This is a genomic window from Arthrobacter sp. BK1 (genome assembly GCF_056680055.1).
This window is the reverse complement of record NZ_CM155263.1, coordinates 3,940,023-3,959,351: the sequence shown is the minus strand read 5'-3', so window position 1 is coordinate 3,959,351 and position 19,329 is coordinate 3,940,023. Positions and strand designations below refer to the sequence as shown.

Annotated in this window: 16 protein-coding genes; 5 read left to right on the top strand and 11 right to left on the bottom strand. The window is 66.5% G+C overall.

What is annotated here, in order from left to right:
* Position 1 precedes the first annotated feature (1 nt).
* From nadC to AC1MCA_RS18085, 4 genes are read right to left on the bottom strand one after another with little or no spacing between them, the layout of a single operon-like run.
* Positions 2 to 889, bottom strand: a complete 888-nt coding sequence (nadC, locus tag AC1MCA_RS18100; RefSeq protein WP_479799693.1) for a carboxylating nicotinate-nucleotide diphosphorylase — start codon at positions 887 to 889, stop codon at positions 2 to 4.
* Complete coding sequence (gene nadB, locus AC1MCA_RS18095) at positions 882 to 2,576, bottom strand: L-aspartate oxidase (protein WP_479799692.1); 1,695 nt, start codon at positions 2,574 to 2,576, stop codon at positions 882 to 884. Before nadB ends, nadC begins: the two co-directional genes overlap by 8 nt.
* Entirely contained in the window at positions 2,576 to 3,895 is a 1,320-nt protein-coding gene (gene nadA, locus AC1MCA_RS18090; RefSeq protein WP_479799691.1) for a quinolinate synthase NadA, read from the bottom strand. The genes nadB and nadA overlap by 1 nt, the downstream gene beginning before the upstream one ends.
* The gene (locus AC1MCA_RS18085; RefSeq protein WP_479799690.1) at positions 3,892 to 4,602 is read right to left on the bottom strand and encodes an NUDIX hydrolase; all 711 of its coding nucleotides are present in this window, start codon (positions 4,600 to 4,602) and stop codon (positions 3,892 to 3,894) included. Before AC1MCA_RS18085 ends, nadA begins: the two co-directional genes overlap by 4 nt.
* A 250-nt stretch (positions 4,603 to 4,852) precedes the next feature.
* Here AC1MCA_RS18085 and AC1MCA_RS18080 point away from each other — a divergent pair, with 250 nt between their 5' ends.
* The 3 genes from AC1MCA_RS18080 (at position 4,853) to AC1MCA_RS18070 (ending at position 8,127) form a co-directional block, all read left to right on the top strand.
* The gene (locus AC1MCA_RS18080) at positions 4,853 to 6,244 is read left to right on the top strand and encodes an amino acid permease (RefSeq protein ID WP_479799689.1); all 1,392 of its coding nucleotides are present in this window, start codon (positions 4,853 to 4,855) and stop codon (positions 6,242 to 6,244) included.
* 274 nt (positions 6,245 to 6,518) lie between these two features.
* Positions 6,519 to 7,346: an alpha/beta fold hydrolase gene (locus AC1MCA_RS18075; protein WP_479799688.1), complete on the top strand. Its 828-nt coding sequence runs from the start codon at positions 6,519 to 6,521 to the stop codon at positions 7,344 to 7,346.
* Positions 7,347 to 7,479: 133 nt separating this feature from the next.
* Positions 7,480 to 8,127, top strand: a complete 648-nt coding sequence (locus tag AC1MCA_RS18070; RefSeq protein WP_479799687.1) for a phosphoribosyltransferase — start codon at positions 7,480 to 7,482, stop codon at positions 8,125 to 8,127.
* Positions 8,128 to 8,223: 96 nt separating this feature from the next.
* Here AC1MCA_RS18070 and AC1MCA_RS18065 read toward each other — a convergent pair whose 3' ends face one another.
* On the bottom strand, positions 8,224 to 9,558 hold the full coding sequence (locus AC1MCA_RS18065; RefSeq protein WP_479799686.1) for an MFS transporter: 1,335 nt from the start codon (positions 9,556 to 9,558) through the stop codon (positions 8,224 to 8,226).
* Between the two features lie 254 nt (positions 9,559 to 9,812).
* Here AC1MCA_RS18065 and AC1MCA_RS18060 point away from each other — a divergent pair, with 254 nt between their 5' ends.
* Positions 9,813 to 10,541: an IclR family transcriptional regulator gene (locus AC1MCA_RS18060; protein WP_479799685.1), complete on the top strand. Its 729-nt coding sequence runs from the start codon at positions 9,813 to 9,815 to the stop codon at positions 10,539 to 10,541.
* A gap of 64 nt (positions 10,542 to 10,605) precedes the next feature.
* On the opposite strand, the gene AC1MCA_RS18055 is transcribed toward AC1MCA_RS18060, so the two are convergent.
* From AC1MCA_RS18055 to AC1MCA_RS18035, 5 genes are all read right to left on the bottom strand, one after another.
* Positions 10,606 to 11,985 (bottom strand): MFS transporter, encoded by a 1,380-nt coding sequence (locus tag AC1MCA_RS18055; protein ID WP_479803447.1) that lies wholly within the window; start codon positions 11,983 to 11,985, stop codon positions 10,606 to 10,608.
* On the bottom strand, positions 11,906 to 12,082 hold the full coding sequence (locus tag AC1MCA_RS18050; protein ID WP_479803508.1) for a hypothetical protein: 177 nt from the start codon (positions 12,080 to 12,082) through the stop codon (positions 11,906 to 11,908). Before AC1MCA_RS18050 ends, AC1MCA_RS18055 begins: the two co-directional genes overlap by 80 nt.
* Before the next feature lie 165 nt (positions 12,083 to 12,247).
* Positions 12,248 to 15,352, bottom strand: coding sequence for an AAA family ATPase (locus tag AC1MCA_RS18045; RefSeq protein ID WP_479799684.1), 3,105 nt, complete (start codon positions 15,350 to 15,352; stop codon positions 12,248 to 12,250).
* Positions 15,349 to 16,536 carry an exonuclease SbcCD subunit D gene (locus AC1MCA_RS18040; RefSeq protein WP_479799683.1) on the bottom strand — a complete coding sequence of 396 codons (1,188 nt, stop codon included), beginning with the start codon at positions 16,534 to 16,536 and terminating at the stop codon, positions 15,349 to 15,351. The genes AC1MCA_RS18045 and AC1MCA_RS18040 overlap by 4 nt, the downstream gene beginning before the upstream one ends.
* Before the next feature lie 56 nt (positions 16,537 to 16,592).
* Positions 16,593 to 17,555 (bottom strand): MIP/aquaporin family protein, encoded by a 963-nt coding sequence (locus tag AC1MCA_RS18035; RefSeq protein ID WP_479799682.1) that lies wholly within the window; start codon positions 17,553 to 17,555, stop codon positions 16,593 to 16,595.
* A 171-nt stretch (positions 17,556 to 17,726) separates the two neighbouring features.
* Here AC1MCA_RS18035 and AC1MCA_RS18030 point away from each other — a divergent pair, with 171 nt between their 5' ends.
* Positions 17,727 to 18,800 carry an ADP-ribosylglycohydrolase family protein gene (locus tag AC1MCA_RS18030; protein WP_479799681.1) on the top strand — a complete coding sequence of 358 codons (1,074 nt, stop codon included), beginning with the start codon at positions 17,727 to 17,729 and terminating at the stop codon, positions 18,798 to 18,800.
* On the opposite strand, the gene AC1MCA_RS18025 is transcribed toward AC1MCA_RS18030, so the two are convergent.
* The gene (locus AC1MCA_RS18025) at positions 18,787 to 19,305 is read right to left on the bottom strand and encodes a DUF4395 domain-containing protein (protein ID WP_479799680.1); all 519 of its coding nucleotides are present in this window, start codon (positions 19,303 to 19,305) and stop codon (positions 18,787 to 18,789) included. The genes AC1MCA_RS18030 and AC1MCA_RS18025 overlap by 14 nt on opposite strands.
* Positions 19,306 to 19,329: the final 24 nt, after the last annotated feature.

Here is a 19,329-nt window from a genome sequence, read left to right as displayed (position 1 = left end):
TTCACCCCACGGTCAGCTCGACGTCGAGGCCAAGGTCCAGCGCGGCCACGCTGTGGGTCAGGCCGCCGATGGAGATGACGTCAACTCCGGTGGCCGCGATGCCGGCCACCGTCTGCAGGTTAACGTTGCCGCTGGCCTCCACCCGGGCGCGGCCGCCGACCTGCGCCACGCCGGCCTTCAGCTCGTCGAGGGTGAAGTTGTCAAGCATGATGGTGTCCACGCCGGCGGCCAGTACCGGCTCGATCTGCTCCATGCTGTCCACCTCCACCTCAAAGTGCGTGGTGTGGCCCAGTTGCGCCTTGGCTGCCGCCAGCAGCCCTGTCAGCTTGGCAGGGTCCCCGCCTGTCATCACCGCGAGGTGGTTGTCCTTGGCGAGGACGGCGTCGGAGAGGCTGTACCGGTGGTTGGCCCCGCCGCCGCAGCGGACAGCAAACCGTTCCAGGATGCGCAGGCCGGGAGTGGTCTTCCGGGTGTCGGTGATCCGGGCAGTGGTGCCGTCGGTCAGCTTCACGAATTCGGCGGTCTTGGTGGCGATCGCTGACATCCGTTGGACCAGGTTCAGTGCCACCCGTTCAGCCAGCAGGACCGAACGGGCGCTTCCGCTGACCCGGGCGAGGTGAGTGCCGGCGTCGAACGTTTGACCGTCGGTGAGCAGCAGCTCCACTTTGGTGTCCGGATCGACGAGCAGCATGGCGTCACGGAAGACTGTGGCGCCGCTGAAGACCCCGGGAACGCGCGCGTTCAGTACCGCTGCAGCCCGGGCGTCAGCCGGTATCAGCAGCTGGGACGTAATGTCCCCGGCCGGTGCGTCCTCAGCGAATGCCCGCTCCAAAATCTCCCGAACCGGCGCGGAAGGAAGCGTCAGTTCAAACACGGCAGTTTTACTCATGGACAAGGCTCGCTTTCGGGCGCATTCGGTAGCTCTCTTCAAGTTCTTCGATCATGGCTGCATCCCCCGGGCTGTCGCTGCGGTAATGGGCGCCCAAGGACTCCGTGCGCTCAAGGGCAGCACGGACCAGCAACTGCGCCGCCAGCAAAAGATTGGCATCCTCCACCGCGGCGGGATCCCCGGAGCCAGGAACCAGTTCAGGACGGACGACGCTAGCCCAAGCCCCCAGCGCAGCCTCCGCTTCCCGAAGCAACACCCCGTTACGGAGCACCCCGGCCTTGGCAGTCATCAGCCGCCGAAGGGCGTCCCGGGAAAACGGCCCAGGGTCAGGGGCTGGTCTCGATCCGGGAGCAGCTTGGGTTTCGTCGGGCGGTAATCCTCCGCGTGCTGTCTCGGCCGCAAGCGGCCTCCCCTTGACGCACGCTTCCGGATCACCGCCCGACGAATCAGGCTCGCCTCTCAGCAAGCATTCAACGGCCCGTCGTCCGAAAACCAACCCCTCCAACAGCGAGTTGCTGGCCAGGCGGTTCGCCCCGTGGACCCCGGTGCAGGCAACTTCGCCGGCGGCGTAGAGTCCGGGAACAGAGGTACGGCCATGAAGGTCGGTGGCGACGCCGCCCATCCAGTAGTGGGCTGCAGGAGCAACTGGGACCAATTCCCGGGTCCAGTCGATGCCGGCTTCGCGGGTCCTGGCGCTGAGGGTGGGGAAACGCCTGGCCAAGTAGCCCTTGCCGTGACGGTCTTCAACCACGGTGGCGTCGAGGTACACGTGGCCGTTGGGGTCGCCCAGTTTTGCGAGGTGAAGAGCGATGCTGCGGGAGACGACGTCGCGGGGTGCCAGTTCAGCGTCAGGGTGGTATCCGGGCATAAACCGCCTGCCGTTGGAATCCACCAGGATGGCGCCTTCGCCGCGGACCGCTTCGGAGATGAGCATCGGCTCCCTCGGGACGCCGGCGGGATTCACAAGGCAGGTGGGGTGGAACTGGAAGAATTCAAGGTCGGCCACGGTAGCGCCTGCGCGCCAGGCGAGGGCAAGGCCGTCCGCGGTGGCGACTGCGGGGTTGGTGGTCTGGTCAAACAGGCGGCCGGCCCCGCCGGTGGCCAGCAGCACGGCGTCCGCTGCCACGGTGAGGCTCCCGCCGTCGTGCGTGAACGTCACGCCGGTTACCCTGCCGCCAGCCTGAAGGAGGGCAGTGGCGTGAACGTTGGAAAACAGCTGGATGGTTCCGTTGGCCTGCCGCGCCAGGACGGCGCGGATGAGGGCGTCGGCCACGCCGGCACCGGTGGCATCGCCGCCGGCGTGCAGGATCCGTGGGGCGGAATGGGCGGCTTCGAGCCCCAAGGAGGGATCGCCGTCGACGTCCACGTCAAAACGCACACCGAAGAGCTCAAGCCCGGCGATGTCCCGGCGCGCCTCGGTGCACAGCAGCCGCACCGCCTCATGGTTGCAGTGTCCGACCCCCGCCTTCAGGGTGTCAGCGATGTGCGCCGCGACCGTGTCCCCCGGGGCTGGCTCGTCCAGCACAGCCGAGATGCCGCCCTGGGCGTACCAGGTGTTGCTTTCCTGAAGGGCGCCCTTCGTCAGCAGCACCACGTCCAGGCCGGCGTCCGCCGCCAGGAGCGAGGCGTACAGCCCGGCGATGCCGCTGCCGACGACGACCAGCCGCTGTGAGTCGGTTGCAATCATTATGGCCTTGCGGCGAGCATGCGCTCGAGCGCGGTCTTGGCGTTCTCCTGCACGGAATCCGCGACAGTGATGCGGTTGACGATGCGGCCCTGCACAAGCTCTTCCAGGACCCATGCGAGGTAGCCGGGGTGGATCCGGTACATGGTGGAGCAGGGGCAAATGACGGGGTCAAGGCAGAAGATGGTGTGCTGCGGATACTCGGCGGCCAGCCGGTTGACCATGTTGATTTCCGTGCCAATGGCGAACGTGGTGGGTTCGGTGGCTGCAGCAATGGCCTTCTTGATGAAGTCGGTGGACCCGGCTGAATCCGCGGCATCCACCACCTCCATCGGGCACTCAGGGTGCACGATCACTTTCACTCCTGGGAAGTCAGCGCGGGCCTTCTCGATCTGCCCTACGTTGAAGCGCTTGTGGACGGAGCAGAAGCCGTGCCAGAGGATCACCCGGGAGTCCAGCATTGCCTGTTCGTCGTTGCCGCCGAGCTCCTTGCGCGGATTCCACATGGGCATCTGCTCCAGCGGCACGCCCAGGGCCTTGGCGGTGTTGCGGCCCAGGTGCTGATCGGGGAAGAACAGGACCCGCTGGCCGCGTTCGAAGGCCCATTCCAGGACCACTTTGGCGTTGGAGGAGGTGCAGACGATGCCGCCGTTGCGGCCGCAGAACGCCTTCAGGGCTGCCGAGGAGTTCATGTAGGTGACCGGAATAACCGGGACGCGGCCGGCGTCGTCCTTCTCGGTTCCGAAGATCTCCTCGAGCTGTTCCCAGCACTCCTCAACGGAATCGGTATCGGCCATGTCGGCCATCGAGCAGCCGGCCGCGAGGTTGGGCAGGATCACGGCCTGCTCCGGGGTGGACAGGATGTCCGCGGTCTCGGCCATGAAGTGCACACCGCAGAAGATGATCGACTCGGCGTCGGGCCTGGTCAACGCTGCGTTGGCGAGCTGGAAGGAGTCGCCCACGAAGTCGGCGTACTGGATGACTTCGTCACGCTGGTAGAAGTGGCCAAGGATCACCGCGCGGTCGCCCAGCTTTTCCTTCGCGGCGCGGATGCGCACATCCAGTTCCGCATCGCTGGCGCGCTTGTACTCTTCGGGCAGCTGGCCCTGGCGGGGGGTGGCCACAGGCGCGACGTCCGCGCTGGATGCGCCTGGGCCGTAGGCGGGCGCGCCGGCAAGCGCTTCGGCGAGGTCGTACTCCCACGGGCCCTTGGCGAGGGCGGGGCTGCAGGTGGCAGTTGCCTTTCCTGCCGCCGCGCTTTTCGACGCATTTTCGGCCTGTTCCCGCGTGATCAGCTGGATTGCTGTATTGACGCTGCTCATGGTGTGCTCCTGTTATCGGGGTCGAGGCCGGGGCGGCCGGTGAAGCGGTAGAGACGTGGCGGGCGGTGCTTGCCGCCCTGGAGGTATTCCCCGGTTTCTTCGATCTCCGGGGTGGCCTTGAGCTGGCGGCGGAAGTTGGCCGGGTCGAGGCGGGTGTCCAGGACGGCCTCATAGACTTCCCTGACCTGGGCGAGGGTGAAGTACTCCCCCAGGAAGTGATAGGCCACTGAGCCGTAGGCCAGCTTGTTCCGCAAGCGGAAGAGCGCGTACTCGACGATGGCGTTGTGGTCGAAGGCCAGGTCCCCCACCTTGTCGGCCCGGAACCATTTCACGTTCTCGGATTCGTCGGCGAGGGCTGCCTCGGTGGGCTGCACCAGCGCCCAGTAGACGATCGACACCACGCGCTGGGTCGGTGAGCGGTGCAGGCCGCCGAAAGCGTAGAGCTGCTCCAGGTAGCTCGGGGCCAGCCCGGTGGTCTCGCGCAGGTTCCGCGACGCAGCGTCCTGCAGCGATTCGGTGTGCGTCAACGGACCTCCGGGCAGCGCCCACAGGTCCTTGTAGGGCTCACGGATCCTGCGGACGAGGGGAAGCCAGAGGGTGGGCCGGCCTGAAGAGACACTCGGCCGCAGGGCAAAGATGACCGTTGAGATGGCGAGTGAAGGTGCGGCAACCGCACGCTCGGAGACGTTTGCTGACGTGCCGTACATGGTTGCTCACCTGCCCTTCGTTGTGGCCCGCGGCTTTGATGCCGTCCGGTTAGTTATAGTCATAATGACTAGAACTGATTCTACGGCCACTCCCGTCCGATTCAAAATGTTTCGCCCTGCAGACGGCAGGTCAGGACCGCCAATGACGGCAGGGCCGTCGCAGGGCCCGCGACCACGGGCCGTCACTTTAGGCGGTAATGTCAATTGGTCCCCACGCGGACACCCCTACCCCCCAAGAAGGTTCCCAGGCATGACACTGAAGTCCACGCAGATGCGGCCCGAAGCGCAGCATCTCGGCCACACGATGAAGACCCGCCAGCTCACCATGATGGGGCTGGGAAGCGCCATCGGCGCCGGACTCTTCCTGGGCTCCGGCGCCGGGATCCAGGCTGCCGGACCTGCCGTGCTGGTCTCATACCTTGCCGCTGGCACACTCATCATCCTGGTGATGTGGGCCCTGGGCGAAATGGCAGCCGCCCACCCCACGAGCGGCGCATTCTCGGTCTATGCGGAGAAAGCCCTGGGAAAGACTGCAGGCGCTACGGTTGGCTGGCTCTGGTGGCTTCAACTCGTGGTGGTCATCGCCGCGGAAGCCCTCGGTGCGGCCGGGCTGCTGGCCACGGTCTGGCCTGATCTTCCCGTCTGGGCGCTGGCGCTGGTCTTTATGGTGCTGTTCACCGCCATCAACCTGGTGGGGGTCAGGAATTTCGGTGAGTTCGAGTTCTGGTTCGCCATCCTGAAGGTGGCTGCCATCGTCCTGTTCCTGGCCGTCGGTGCAGCACTGCTGTTGGGGCTCCTCCCGGATGTGCCCTCCCCGGGACTGGCAAACCTCACGACGGATTTCGCTCCCAATGGTTTGGGCGGAGTCGCCACGGCGTTGTTTGTTGTCATCTTCGCCTTCGGTGGAACCGAGATCGTTGCCGTGGCCGCAGCGGAAACCGAGGATCCGGAGCACAGCGTCGGCAAAGCCGTCCGGACTGTCCTGTGGCGGATCCTTGTCTTTTACATCGGTTCCGTCTTTGTCATCGCAGCAGTCCTTCCGGCCACCTCCGAGGCCCTTTCCTCGCCCTTCGCAGGCGTGCTGGACGCAGCCCGGATCCCCGGCGCAGGCACGGCCATCACGCTGGTGGCCGTCGTCGCCCTTCTCTCCGCCTTGAACGCCAACCTCTACGGCGCTTCGCGCATGGTGTACTCGCTCGCTGAACGCGGCGAGGCCCCGGGCTTCCTCGCCAGGCTGAGCAAGGAGAGCGTGCCGATGCCCGCCGTCGGCGTCTCAGTGGCATTTGGGTTCGCCGCCACGGTCCTGGAACTGCTGTTCCCCGACAGGATCCTGCCCGCCCTGTTCCAGCTGGTCGGGTCAACGTGCCTCGTAGTGTGGGGTACAGCCCTGGTCTCGCAGCTGATTCTCCGGCGGCGGGCCGACCGCAACGGCACGGCCCTGCCGTTGCGGATGAAATGGTTCCCGGGTCTGACCGTTGTTGGCCTGGTGCTGCTCGGACTGATCTTCGCCGTGGGGTTCAGCGCCGAGAGCAGCCGCTCCCAGCTCTTCAGCACCATCGCCCTCATCGCCGCCCTCGCCGCCGCGTGCTGGATCAGCGCCCGGGTTACCGCTTCCCGCCAAAAAACCGGCAACCGCAGCTGAAGCCCGCCCGGCACCGCCTGACGCGGCCAGGCGGAGGGCAACCAGTGTCCGGTAGCAGTGGATCACCGCAGAATCCGCTGTTGAACTGCCCGGTCCGCAGGCAGGTAAAGTGGTGCCTACCTTCGGTGGGCAGGGCGACAGGACCAATGTCGGCGGCCGTTGATCGTGTTCGTGGTAACGGCAGTACTGCCCGAATCGCTGCATGGTCCCAAGGATGACGCACCCAAGCGCCGGGTCCGCCTGAGCGCCGTACCTGATGATGAGGACAGACACCATGAGCGGCAGGCACACCGGCGAGATGCACTCCCACACAGTGGAAGGGACAGATCCCCAGCTGTTCGTCCAGGTGCACGAACCCGCCTCCGATGCAGGGCTCCGTCCCGTCCTGCTGCTGCACGGGTTCTCGTCCTCCGGCAAGCTGAACTGGGAGGACACCGGGTGGGTTGCAGCGCTCCTCGACGCCGGCCGGCGGGTCATCACCGTCGATCTCCCCGGGCATGGCCGCAGCGGCGCACCCGAAGACCGCGATTCCTACTCCCCCAGCCGGATCCGGGCAGACCTACTCCAGATAGCGTTCGACGCCGGCGTGCGGCCCTTGCACAACGGTGACCCTTCCAGCGGGGTGGATGTGGTGGGATATTCGCTGGGTGCCCGCCTCGGCTGGGAGTTCGGCGCCACGCAGCCGGAAATTGTTCATCGCCTGGTCCTGGGTGGGCCGAACATCAGTGATCCGCTGGCCGCCTTCGATCTCGTGGCGGCGCAGCGCTACCTCGCCGACGGGACCCCCATCGCCGACGAATCAACAGCAGGGCTGCTGAAGATGGCCATGCTTATGCCGAGCAACAACATCTTCGCGCTGCTTTCACTGGTCGAGGCCATTAAGGACGAACCCTTCGACCCTGCCGAGGCTGTGCCCCATATGCCGATGCTCCTGGTGGCGGGCGATAAGGACGAGCGCGCAGCCACCATGCCCCGGCTGGCCGAACTGGGGATCAAGGCCGGCTCCATGGCAGAACAGCTGGTGCTGGCCGGGCGGAACCACACCAACGCCATCACCAGCCGCGCTTTCAAACAGGGTGCCATCGCCTTCCTGGCAGTCTGACGCCTGAGCCGGGTTCCATCTGCCCTCTGTCACAGTCACCCGCCCGCCCCGTCGGCCGGGTAATTCCCTCTCCGCCGCCGCGCCGCCGGACGGTAGTCTGGAAGCGGGGGCAAAAAGAGCCTGAAAGGCAGCAATGAGCACGCGTTTTGAGGACCGCACTGATGCCGGCGAACAACTCGCGGCTGTGCTGACGCAGTTCCGCGAACGTCCCGACACCGTTGTCCTGGGCCTTGCCCGCGGCGGAATCCCTGTTGCGGCTGCGGCTGCCAAAGCCCTCTATCTGCCCCTCGGCGCTGTCCTGGTCCGCAAGCTCGGCATTCCCGGCCATGACGAAACGGCCTACGGCGCACTCGCGTGGGCCGGCGGCCGGATAGTACGCGTACTCAACCGCCCCCTGATAGCCCGCGTTCTGGATCATGGCGTCCGGCAGGAATGGCTGAACGAAGTCGAGCAACGGGAACGGGCCGAACTGCTCCGCCGGGCCGGAACCTATCCTGGGATCCGCCACGACCTCTCGGGCAAGACCGTCCTGCTGGTCGACGACGGCCTGGCAACGGGAGCCACCATGCGCGCGGCTGTGGAGGCGGCACGGTCCGCCGGCGCGGCCAAAGTGGTGGCAGCTGCCCCGGTGGGTTCGGTGGAGGCCGAGGAGGCCGTTTCGAAGGTCTGCGATGCGGTGCTGTGCCTTCACCTGCCCGGCAAGTTCCGCGCCGTGGGCAGCTTCTACCGGCACTTTGAACAGCTGACGGATGAGGATGCCATCACCTACCTGAACGGGTAGCCAGGCTGCCGGTTCGGCTCAGCTCAGCTCCACCAGATGCAGGAACGGCGGGCACCGGCCGGATGGCCAGGACCCGCCGTTCGATGACGGAAGCTTCTAGTGGTGGCTGCTCACGCCGAGCGGACGGCCCTTGGTTTCCCCGGCCAGGAGCACGCCGACTGCGGAAATAACGCACAGAACCATGATGTAGATGCCGATGGATCCGGTCCACTTGGTGGCCTGCATCAGCGTCTCCGCGATGCTGGCTGCGAATGCGCCGCCCAGGATGGCACCGAACGCGTAGCCGATGGAAATGCCTGAGTAGCGGACGTTGGCCGGGAACATCTCGGCATACATGGCGGACATCGGGCCGTAGGACAGCCCGAGGCCGATGGTCAGGACAAAAAGCGCCAGGCCGTAGAGCATGATGTTCTTGGTGTCGATCAGGGCAAACATCGGGATCATCCAAGCGAACACGATGCCATACCCGATCAGGAACGTCTTGACCCGGCCGATCTTGTCGGAGAGCCAGCCCCCCACGAGCGTGAAGATCAACCAGCCGAAGGACGCAAGGGTGGTTGCCAGCAGGACCTCGGCGACCGGCATCTTCAGCGTCCTGGTGGCGTACGCGATGAAGAATGCGATCAGCAGGTAGCCGGCCGCGTTGTTGCCGATGAAGATCATGGTGGAGTACAGCACGGCCTTCTTGTGGAACTTGATCAGCTGTCCAAGCGGTGCTTTGGCCTTCTCCTTGCGCTCGATCATTTCCTTGAAGACCGGGCTCTCGGCCACGGCCCGGCGGATCAGGTAGCCCACCACGATCAGCACGATGGAAAGCAGGAACGGCACGCGCCAGCCCCAGGCGCCGAAGTCTTCCTTGGACATGCCGGTGTTGAGGAAGTACAACAGGCCCGTGGCCAGGATCATGCCAACGGGAACGCCGATCTGCGGGTAGGCGCCAAAGAGGCCCCGCTTGCTCCGGGGAGCGTGCTCGACGGCCATCAGGGCCGCGCCGCCCCATTCACCGCCGGCCGAGAAGCCCTGGATGATGCGCAGCAGGATCAGCAGGACCGGGGCCCAGACGCCGATCTGGGCATACGTCGGGAGCATGCCGATCAGAGCCGTAGCGGCGCCCATCATGACGAGGGTGAAGACCAGCATGGCCTTGCGACCCAGCCGGTCGCCCAGATGGCCGGCGATAACGGCACCGAGCGGACGGAACAGGAAGCTGATGCCGATGAGCGCGAAGGAGAGGATCCGTGCCAGGCCCGGATTTGACTCTTCAAGGGGCGTGAGGAAAAGCGGGGAAAGCAACGTTCCCGTCAGCTGGGCAAAGATGAAGAAGTCGTACCACTCGATGGTGGTGCCGACCAGCGTCCCAGCAAGGACTTTGCGTTCCTCATGCTTACTGCTGGGGCCGGTCTCTGAATCGACGTGTGAAGTTGCGGTCATTGGAACTCCGTGGCTGGGGGCAGCGCCGGTTGGGTACGCGGCTGCCGATGGTGAATTCAGGCCAAGCATTTACTGATCGAACGGTCAGTTAGTACGAGAGTACCCGAGCGTGTGACGAAACGCACCATTTTCTTTCGTTGGGGCGGAAATTAGTTCTATATTTGGACTGATCATTCGCAATAAGGACACCGTCTCAGCCTAAGATTCAACACCGGCTCAAGACCTCCGCAGTGCCGCCACCTAGGATGGAAACCATGACTCCCACCGCCGAGGCCTCCGCTGGGCAGGCACCGGCTTCCCCCTCCCAGACCCTTTCGCGCGGCATCCGGGCACTGGAGATTCTGGCAGCCGCTCAAAACCCCTTGACCATTGCCGAACTGGCCGACGCCATGGGGGTTCACCGCTCTGTGGCCTACCGGATTCTGCGGACCCTGGAAGACCATTCCCTGCTGGTGCGCGATGACGCCGGCAAAGTCCAGCCAGGGCCGGGGCTCGCTGTCCTGGCGAGGGGCGTTTCGCGCAGCCTGCAGACAGCCGCGCTCCCGGAGCTGACGCAGCTCGCCAATGCCCTGACCATGAGCACGTTCGTGGCCGTCTGGGACCGCGATGACTGCGTCACCTTGGTCACCGTGGACCCGCGGCACACTGGCACCGGCATCGTCCAGCACCCGGGTTCCCGGCATGCGATCAGCTCCGGCGCCCCCGGCATTGCCATCCAGTCAGCGTATTCAGAGGCTGATTGGCATCAAGCGGCCCCGGGCATCCCGTACCGGCCAGAGGCTGCGGCAGCCCGTAGCCGCGGCTACGCCGCAAGCCACGATGAGGTGATTGCGGGGGTCTCCTCGGTAGCCGTTCCTGTCCGGGTTCCCGGCGGCAGGCCCGCCGCCCTCGCCGTTGTGTACATCCGGACCAGCCAGGACCCGGAGGAAGTCGCCGCTTCACTGATGGCCAGTGCCGGCCGGATCGAAGCCCAGCTGGGCTGAAGGCTCCCCGCCCCCGAGCTGCTGGGGCGCAGTTCCGTACCGGGATTTTCCCCGGGGGACTCCTTTAGTCGTTGCGTCGCCGCAAAATGACCACGGCCACCAGGCCAGACACCGTCAACGCACCGGCGGCGGCAGCAGGGACCACAAAGGCAGCCTGGTAGCCGTGCGCCTGGGCAAGCTGGCCGCCCAGGGCCGATCCCAGGGCGGTGCCCGCCACGATCCCGCTGGCCAGGGCTGTCATGACCGTCCCCAGCTTTTCCGCCGGTGACAGCAACCCCCCGATGCCAAAGATGGTGACCATCGCGGGTCCCACCGGCAGTCCCAGGACCAGCAGAACGGCGACCATGCCGGTCATCGATTCCGGCACCGGAAGCAGCACCGCAAGGGCAGTCATCAGGCCGGCACTGCCCAGCAGCCGCGGGCCTGGCGTGAACCGCCGGGACCAGTAGGCCACAGACAAAGCGGCCGCCGCGGAACTGAGCCCCATCACTGCATACAGCAGTCCAGCGATCTCGGCGGTGGCAAAGCCTGCCGAAAATGAGCTCAGCGCCGTCTGGGTGGAGCCGAAGAAGGTGCCCATGGCAACCATGGCCAGGACAGGGAGCGCCACGGCGGCCGGAACCCTGACGGGGCCGGGACGACCGGCTGCCCCCGGCACACCGGTGACGGCCCTGGCTGCCTGTCGGCGTGAAGCAGCACCGGTCAGGGGAACTGCCTGGTGCGTGGGGTGAACTGCAAAAGCGGGCACCAGCGTAAGGGTCAGTACCGCAGCCAGTGCCAGCGGCAACCAGGGAGCCACCATGCTGGCGAGGATTCCCACGAGGGCCGGTCCCAGCACAAAGGTGAGCTCATCGGCCGTACTCTCATACGACATGGCAGTGTCGAGGTCCCTGCCCCCGGTCCCGCCTTTCCCGGGAGAGGTGAGTGCCATCCAGCGGACCCTGGCAAGCGGACCTACCTGCGGGCAGCTGGCGCCTGCCAGAAAAGCCGCGGCGATGACCGCCGCCGGAAACGGACCGGCCACTGGTGCAGCCCAGGCAGCGCCGATCAACGCCAGGACAAATGCTGGGTTGAGGGCGGCTGCAACCAGGAGGACAGGGCGCTGCCCCCATCGGTCAGCGATCGCGCCGAAGACCGGCGCTCCAAGCGCCGAGCCGATGCCGACCGCACCGGCGGCAGTCCCGCCTGCGGCGTAGGAACCCGTCGTCGATGTGACAAGGGTCAGCGCGCCAACGGTAAGCATGGCAAGCGGCAAGCGGGCGAACAGGCCCAGCGGAATGAAGCTGCGTCCAGCCAGTTGTGGAAGGCTGGCGAAGCGCCCTTTGGGCCGGGACCGCAGAGGTTCGTGGTGCGACGGTGCGGCTTCATGCAGTGACGGATGCGCCGCCGGCTGCGGTGGAACTCCACGGGAAGAAGAAGCTGCCGTGGAGGAGGGCGCTGGCATGGCAGAGGGAGCTGCCGTGGAAGACATAGCGTCCGAGGCAGGGTTCAGTGACACTAAAGGAGGATTCAAGTTTCCGGGCCCGTTCAGTAGTGCGCATCGTCCCTCCTCCCGATGCGCGTAACCCGGTAACCATCCAATTCTATCCGGACACTGACTGTTGCCTTGCCTGGACGTGCCGCTGCACGAACTGCCCTTCTACCGCCCGCGCTGTGCGGTCTCCCCCATGGCCGATCTTCAGTCCTGGGCGGAACGGGACCGTCCGTCAGACGAGGGTTTCCCCGGCGTCGGAGATCCTGAGGGTGGAGCCGTTGCGTCCCTTGAGGACCTGGAGCTGGGTGCCGATACGCTGCTTCATCTCGCCGACGTGGCTGACGAGGCCCACCACCCGCCCGCCGTCACGGAGCCCTTCAAGGGCGTCCATCACCTGCTCCAGGGATTGTTCATCCAGGCTGCCGAAGCCTTCGTCCACAAAGAGCGTCTCGATCTGGATTCCGCCGGCCTCCTGCTGGACAACATCGGCCAGTCCCAGCGCCAGGGAGAGGGACGCCATGAAGGATTCGCCGCCGGAGAGGGTCGAAGTATCCCGCCGGTGCCCGGTCCATTGGTCCACCACCTCCAGGCCCAGCCCGGACTTCGCTCCGCGTGCGGCCCTGGCATCGGAATGCTGCAGCAGGTAACGTCCATCGCTCATGGCAACAAGGCGTTCCGAAGCCGCCAGAGCTACCTGTTCCAGCCGTGCCGCCAGGACGTAGCTGTTCAGGCTCATGCGGTAGGTGTTCTCTCCGCGGCCTGCCGCGGTGTCCGCCAGCGCGGTCAGCAGCTGGGCGTGTTCCCTGGGCCCCCGCCCGGTTCCGGCGAGCCGTTCATACTCCTTGCGTATGGTGGCCAGCGATTCAACACAGCGCGAGGCCAAGGCTGCGGCGAGGTCAGCGGCCCGGGCTTCCTGCGCGGCCTGGTCAGCGGCGGCCTTCAGCTCCGCTTCCCTGGCGACGTCCTCAGCCTCATCCACCGCCGGATCCGCCAGAGCTTCCTGCTGCGCCAGCACCAGTTCTTCGGAGGCGAAGAGCTCAGCAATCCGGGCCTGCTCATCCTGCCCGGCACGAAGTTCAGCACGCAGGGCAGCAGCCTCAGTGTCCGCAAGCAGCTGCGCGAGGGCATCCGCGGCCGAGCCAAAGCCCGCCTCCGGCAGCGCATTCTCCAGCTGGCTGCGGGCTTCACGGGCCCGGGCCTCAGCTTTGTCCAGTTGCGCCTGGGCCGTCAGGGTCTTCTCCAGGGTGGCAGCGGCATTCTGCAGGGACCGCAGCCTCAGGGCGAGGCTGCGGTGCCCGCCCCGCAGGCCGGCGAGTGCTTCCTCCAGTGACGAAAGCTGATCCGAAACCTCCGCTATGGCAGCGGTTACCCGGGCAAGTTCTGACGCCGCGACGTGGGCCTGGGACTCCAGCGAGGTAATCCCGGCCTCTTTTGCCTCGATCTTTTTCCGGATGTCAGCCAGACTGTTTACTGCACTTTGTGCTGCCCGGGCGGCGCCGCGGGCAGCATCAGCGGCCTTCAGCGCTTCTTCTTCGGGGGTGGCCCCTCCTTGGCCGGCCAGGACGGCCACCTGCTGGTTGGCGTCACCAAGCGCAGTGGCCAGCGCCAAGAGCTTCGTCTCTGCCGCTTCGTGGTCCTGCTGGGCCGTTTCCTCGGCCTGGCCGAGCCCCAGCGCGGAGGCGGCCGCTTCGGCAGGAGCCGGGTGTTCCTCGCTGCCGCAGACGGGGCAGGGCTCCCCCTCAACCAGCTGGGCGGCGAGTTCCGCCGCGGCATTGGCGAGTCTTTCCTCCCGGAGATCGAGCCAGCGGAGCTTCTTTTCCAGATGGATTTCCCGGGCCGCGGAGTGGCGGCCGGCTGCCACCTCCTGGGACGCCAGGGCGGCCCGGTACCGGCGGACAACCTCAACAAGTTCATCAGCGGCGTCTGCTTCCTTGGCGTGGAGCGTCGCGGCCGAGGCCAGCTCCTCCAAAGGCAAAAGCCCGGCAGCCAGCCCTGAGAGCTCCGAGCGCAGGCTTTCCAGGAGATCGCCGCGTTCGCGCTCCGATTGTAAGAGTTCCTGCTGCTTGGTGACCAGGGAACGGCGCCGCGCGGCAAGCTCCGCGAGGCGGTCCTCGTCCGGCAGCCTGGCTTCGACCACGGCAAGCAGCGACCGGAGCCGGCTGAGCTCACCGGCAATGTCAAGGGACCCGATGACGCCCGGACCGTCATCAGTCATGGCTCCACCCAACCGGTCAGCGTCCAACGCGCCCAGGTCCAGCTGTTCGAGTTCGGGTTCTTCCTCCACAGCCATCCGCAGCAGGGTAAGCGCCGATTCCATGGCCCCTGCCGCATGCAGCACTTGGTTCCCGCTCGCCTCGACGGCCTGCAACTGCCCCCGGAGCACCTCGGCGCGGCGGTGCTGTTCAAGCCGGGCGGCCTGCAGCTCAAGAGTTGGCGCAGCGATCTCAGCAGCTGCCTTGCGGGCCTGGGCGGCTGCCAGCCGGCGGCGTCTTTCCCGCCGCGCAACTTCGGTTTCGAACCGGCCTGATGCAAGCCTGCGCGCCGCCGCCGCGGCCACCGCGGCTGAGGAGAGTTCGGCTGTGTTGCGTGCTGCCTCTGCCTGCAGCCATGCGATCCGGCCGGCAGGGTCCGCCTGGCCACCCACCCCGGAATCCTCGAGGGCCAATGGTGAGGCGTCCGCTTCAGCGCGCGCGGACAGCAGCTCAAGCTCCGCATTCAGCCGTGACACATCGTTCCGGGCGGCCTGGGACAGTGCCGACAGTTCCTGCTCCAACGCCTCGAACCGCTGGGTACCGAAGAGTTTCTGCAGCAGTTCCAGGCGGTCCGTGGCCTTGGACCTCAGGAACGCCGCGAAGTCGCCCTGCGGGAGCATCACCACGCGCGTGAACTGCTCGCGGTCCATGCCCAGCAGGGCAGTGATCTCAGCGCCCGCTTCGTCGTTGCGTCCCGACTTCTCTGTCCAGGCCCCGCCGATCCGCTCCCGGAGAAGGGTTTTGGCCTGTTGGGTGGTGAAACCGTTCTTGCCCCGGGCGCTTGGCTTCTCCCACGACGGGGACCTGGTGACCTCAAAATGGCGCCCCTGGGCCGAGAACTCACACGTGACCGCTGGTTCCAGTGCAGGCTCAGCATGATCGCTGCGGAGCCGCTTGCCTTCCTGGCGTGCACCCGGAACCGATCCGTACAGGGCAAAGCAGACGGCATCAAGAACGCTGGTCTTGCCGGCTCCGGTGGGGCCGTTCAGGAGGAAAAGCCCGTGGGCGCTCAACCTGTCGAAGTCGATTTCCTCCGTGCCGGCAAAGGGTCCAAACGCCGAGATTTTCAGGCGGTGGATTCTCACAGCGATGCCTCCCGGAGCCGCACGTTGTCCAGGGCAGCAGCTAGCGCCGCCCGTTCGGCGTCATCAGCGTCCCGGCCGCGGACGTGATCCAGGAAGCCGCAGCAAACGGACAGATCGTCCTGGGCTTCGGCGAGCCTGCTGATGTAGCTTGCCGCAGCCTTGCCGGCGCCTCCCTGGGGATCGAAACCGAGGACCAGGGTGTCCGGGAAACGTGCGCGGAGCCGTTCCATGGCCTGCTGTGGCCTTTGTGCATCCGTCAGTGTTATCTGGCAGTACGCGCCTTCAGCCCACGCATGCTCGCCGGACTCCAGCAATTCCGCAATGCAGCCCCGAAGCACGGCCAGCTTACGGGGCGGCTCCCATGTCAGTTCCGAGACACCGTTGACGCCGTCCGGGCCGACGTCGATCAGCCAGCTTCCCTTGGTGTGCTTGGCTTCTGAGAACGAGTAAGCCAGCGGTGAGCCCGAATACCTGACGGCGGGCGAAAGGGTTTGCCGCCCATGGAGGTGTCCCAACGCGGTATAGCTGAAGCCGTCGAAGAGATCCAAGGGCACGGCCCCTACTCCGCCGATACTGAGATCACGCTCGCTGTCAGAGCTGATTCCGCCGCTGGCAAAGGTATGGGCCAGCACCACGGAGTGGACCGCTCCAGCATTCTTGCGCTCTGCGAGGTCCGTTCGGATGCGATCGGTGGCGGCGCGCGTTACCTCGAAATGGCTTGCAGGCTCCACCCCCAGCTGTTCAGCCACCAGACGCGGTTCCAGCCAGGGAATCCCGTAGATGGCCAGGACCGCACCGTTCGCCCCCTGATCGCCGGCACCGGGTTCGAGGGGCAGGATGATGGGTTTATCCAGGTCCGCCAGCCTGGTCCGCAGATGCACGCCGCCCCGTTCCAGGAGCCGGGAGGCGAATCCCAGCCGGATGGCGGAGTCGTGGTTGCCGCTGGTCAGCACCACCTGGGCGCCTGCAGCGGTCAGCCTGACCAGGGCCTCGTCAAGCAACCCCACGACGTCGACGCCCGGCAGGGCGCGGTCATAGACGTCACCGGCAATCAGGACGACGTCGACCTGGTGTACGGAGACGGAGCTGACGAGCTGATCGACGAAGTCCCGCTGGGCGTCCAGCATCCCGACGCCGTGGAAGGACCGGCCCAAGTGCCAGTCCGATGTGTGCAATAACCGCATATTCCTACGCTATCGGCTGCCACTGACAGTTTCGGCAACCGCCGCAGCGGACCGTCCTAGCCGCGCTTCCCGTCGAAGAATTCACGTGCCTCGTCGCGGTTGTCCGGCTTCCCCGAGGTGACCACGGCAGCGGCGGCAGGAGCAGCGGCGGGTGCGGCGGACTCCCGGACCTCCGGAGACTCAGCGTCCGCGGCGTCGTCGGCAGTTTCACCGGCGTTCAACCCGGCGTCCTCAACAACGGCGCTTGACGCTGCGGCCGGTTCGGCGAAGCCGCGGAAGACCAGGCCCGCAATGGCAGCGCCCACCAACGGGGCAACCCAGAAGACCCACAGCTGCTCGAGGGACCAGCTGGAGCTGAACACGGCGGAGGCGGTGGCGCGGGCCGGGTTGAAGGGGGCGTTGCCCACTGACAGGCCTAGCTGGAGCAGGACGGCGAAAGCAAGGCCCACGGCAACGGCCGCCGACGCTTTGTTGTTGTTTTTGTCATTGGTGGTGCCGAGGAACACGGCAACCAGGATGGCGGCGCCAAGAACTTCCAGCAGGAGCACCGCGGCGAGGGGTGCCTGGATGATCGAGTGCTCGCCGAAACCGGCGGTGACGGTATCAAACGCGGTCCTGCTGTCCTGGATGCCCGGCAGGGTCCGGAGAACGCCGAAGAGCGCCAGTGCACCCAGGAGGCCGCCCACCAGCTGTGCGCCGATGTAGGCTGCCGCGTCGGCAAGGCGGATCCGCCCGGCAACCGCGTGGCCCACTGTCACGGCGGGGTTGAAGTGTCCGCCGGATACGTAGCCCACGGCCAGCATCGCCGCGGTCACGGCCAGGCCTGCGGCGAGCGCCGCGGGCAGCGGGCTGGACTGCGGGATGGAGAACAGCGGCACACCCAGTCCTGCAACCACGAGGAACAGGCTGCCAAAGGCTTCCGCAGAGAGCCTGGCTGCCAGACCATGGCGGACGCCGGCGGGGTTGCCTGCTGCTGGCGCCGGAGCGGGATCATGGTGGACGGGCAAGGGCATGGTCATGGCGGGGGCAGTCCTTATCAAAGCGGGTGTCACTGCGGCGGGGTGCGAACACGCCGGGCCGCGGAAATTCGTGGGGGCCATTGCATTCTGCCAAGGAATTCTGGACATTGGCTGAGTCCGAGCTTAGCGTCCGGCGCCCGGCAGCCCTGCCACCACGGTAAATTTGCTGTCATGAGCATCGATCAAGGCGCCGTCGCGGCGCCCTCGCTGAAGTCCCGCATCCATGGCTGCCTCCTGGGCGGCGCCCTGGGGGACTCGTTGGGTTACGCCGTGGAATTCGACTCGATCGAGGCTATCCGGCGCCGTTTCGGACCTGACGGATTGGCTGACCTGACAGCGCTCGACGGCGCCAGTCACTTCTCGGACGACACCCAGATGACGCTGTACACCGTTGACGGATTGGTGGAGGCACTCGAGTGGGCCAATGACGGGGTGGGAGCGGACGTCAACGCCTGCCTGTGGCTGGCCTACCTCCGCTGGCTGGATACCCAGGGCGAGCCTGCACACCCGGCGGCCCCGGCGCCCCCGCCGCGGTGGATCGACAGCCACGAGGTCCTCAGGCACCGCCGTGCGCCCGGAAACGCATGCCTCTCCGGGCTGACGGGCGGGGAGATGGGAACAGTCTTCCGGCCGGTCAACCCGGACTCGAAGGGCTGTGGAACAGTGATGCGCTCGGCTCCGTTCGGCCTGATTCCCCACATAACGGCCGACGCCGTCTGGAAGTTCAGTGCCGATGCCGCCTCCCTGACGCACGGCCATCCGTCCGCACGGCAAAGTGCCGCAGGCTTCAGCCTGCTGATCCACCGCCTGGTATCCGGCGACAGCCTGGAGGTTGCTGCGGAGGCAGTTCTCGAGCAGGTCCGCGGGCTGAAGGATGTGGCAGCTGAACTGCCGGAGCGGCTGGAAGCCGCGCTCCGGTTGGCCGGGTCCGCTGTCCTCACACCGGAGGAACTCGTGCGGCAATTGGGCGAGGGCTGGGTGGCCGAGGAAGCGTTCGCCGTCGGGCTTTACGCCGTCCTGGCCACCGCCGGCTCCGGCGACTCACCGCAGGGGCACTTCAGGGCCGCCGTTGCGCTGGCCGTCAACCACAGCGGCGACAGCGACTCCACGGGGTCGATTGCCGGGAATATCCTGGGCGCGTTCTACGGCGAGGACTGCCTGCCGGCGCAATGGCTTGAGGCCCTCGAAGCGCCGGAGGTCATCCGGGGCATGGCCGATCAGCTGGTGGGTGTTACGACCGCCTGAGCGCGACGTTGCTGCAGGCCTCGCAGACGTCCTCGGGGATCAGGCCCCGGCGCTGCAGCTGCCCGAAGATGACGCAGCCCAGGCAGAAACCGGCGAAGGCCTCCAGAGATGCCGCAGCGATCAGAACCGCCAGCACAATCCAGGCGGCCGGGGCAGCCCCGGCGGCGAACAGGACCAGCGCAGTGGTGGACACCACCGTACCCATGCCCTGGGCGAAGCGCTTGGGCGGTCCGGGAACCAGGCGTGTCCGGCCCAGCCGGGGCGCCAGGACCTTGACCGAGAGCAGGGCGAGCGGCGAAATCCGCGGTCCGAACAGCACCCGCAGCCAGAATCCCGCAGCCAGCAGCACCAGACCCCACCCGGAACCGGTCAGGAGTATGGCGCCGGCAAGGAGCACCACCAGTCCGGCGGTGATCCGGGCCGCGTACTCGTTGACGGGGTTCGGGAAGGCGAACACGGCGGACCAGTTGATTCCGGTGGTCCTGGTGCCGTTAGGGGTACTCATCCTGCAAGGCTAGGAGCCTGCTGT

Bases quoted from the DNA above. Each gene is read 5' to 3' on its own strand.
- nadC (WP_479799693.1), bottom strand. From the start codon at position 889: ATGAGTAAAACTGCCGTGTTTGAACTGACGCTTCCTTCCGCGCCGGTT.
- nadB (WP_479799692.1), bottom strand. From the start codon at position 2,576: ATGATTGCAACCGACTCACAGCGGCTGGTCGTCGTCGGCAGCGGCATC.
- nadA (WP_479799691.1), bottom strand. From the start codon at position 3,895: ATGAGCAGCGTCAATACAGCAATCCAGCTGATCACGCGGGAACAGGCC.
- AC1MCA_RS18085 (WP_479799690.1), bottom strand. From the start codon at position 4,602: ATGTACGGCACGTCAGCAAACGTCTCCGAGCGTGCGGTTGCCGCACCT.
- AC1MCA_RS18080 (WP_479799689.1), top strand. From the start codon at position 4,853: ATGACACTGAAGTCCACGCAGATGCGGCCCGAAGCGCAGCATCTCGGC.
- AC1MCA_RS18075 (WP_479799688.1), top strand. From the start codon at position 6,519: ATGAGCGGCAGGCACACCGGCGAGATGCACTCCCACACAGTGGAAGGG.
- AC1MCA_RS18070 (WP_479799687.1), top strand. From the start codon at position 7,480: ATGAGCACGCGTTTTGAGGACCGCACTGATGCCGGCGAACAACTCGCG.
- AC1MCA_RS18065 (WP_479799686.1), bottom strand. From the start codon at position 9,558: ATGACCGCAACTTCACACGTCGATTCAGAGACCGGCCCCAGCAGTAAG.
- AC1MCA_RS18060 (WP_479799685.1), top strand. From the start codon at position 9,813: ATGACTCCCACCGCCGAGGCCTCCGCTGGGCAGGCACCGGCTTCCCCC.
- AC1MCA_RS18055 (WP_479803447.1), bottom strand. From the start codon at position 11,985: ATGCCAGCGCCCTCCTCCACGGCAGCTTCTTCTTCCCGTGGAGTTCCA.
- AC1MCA_RS18050 (WP_479803508.1), bottom strand. From the start codon at position 12,082: ATGCGCACTACTGAACGGGCCCGGAAACTTGAATCCTCCTTTAGTGTC.
- AC1MCA_RS18040 (WP_479799683.1), bottom strand. From the start codon at position 16,536: ATGCGGTTATTGCACACATCGGACTGGCACTTGGGCCGGTCCTTCCAC.
- AC1MCA_RS18035 (WP_479799682.1), bottom strand. From the start codon at position 17,555: ATGACCATGCCCTTGCCCGTCCACCATGATCCCGCTCCGGCGCCAGCA.
- AC1MCA_RS18030 (WP_479799681.1), top strand. From the start codon at position 17,727: ATGAGCATCGATCAAGGCGCCGTCGCGGCGCCCTCGCTGAAGTCCCGC.
- AC1MCA_RS18025 (WP_479799680.1), bottom strand. From the start codon at position 19,305: ATGAGTACCCCTAACGGCACCAGGACCACCGGAATCAACTGGTCCGCC.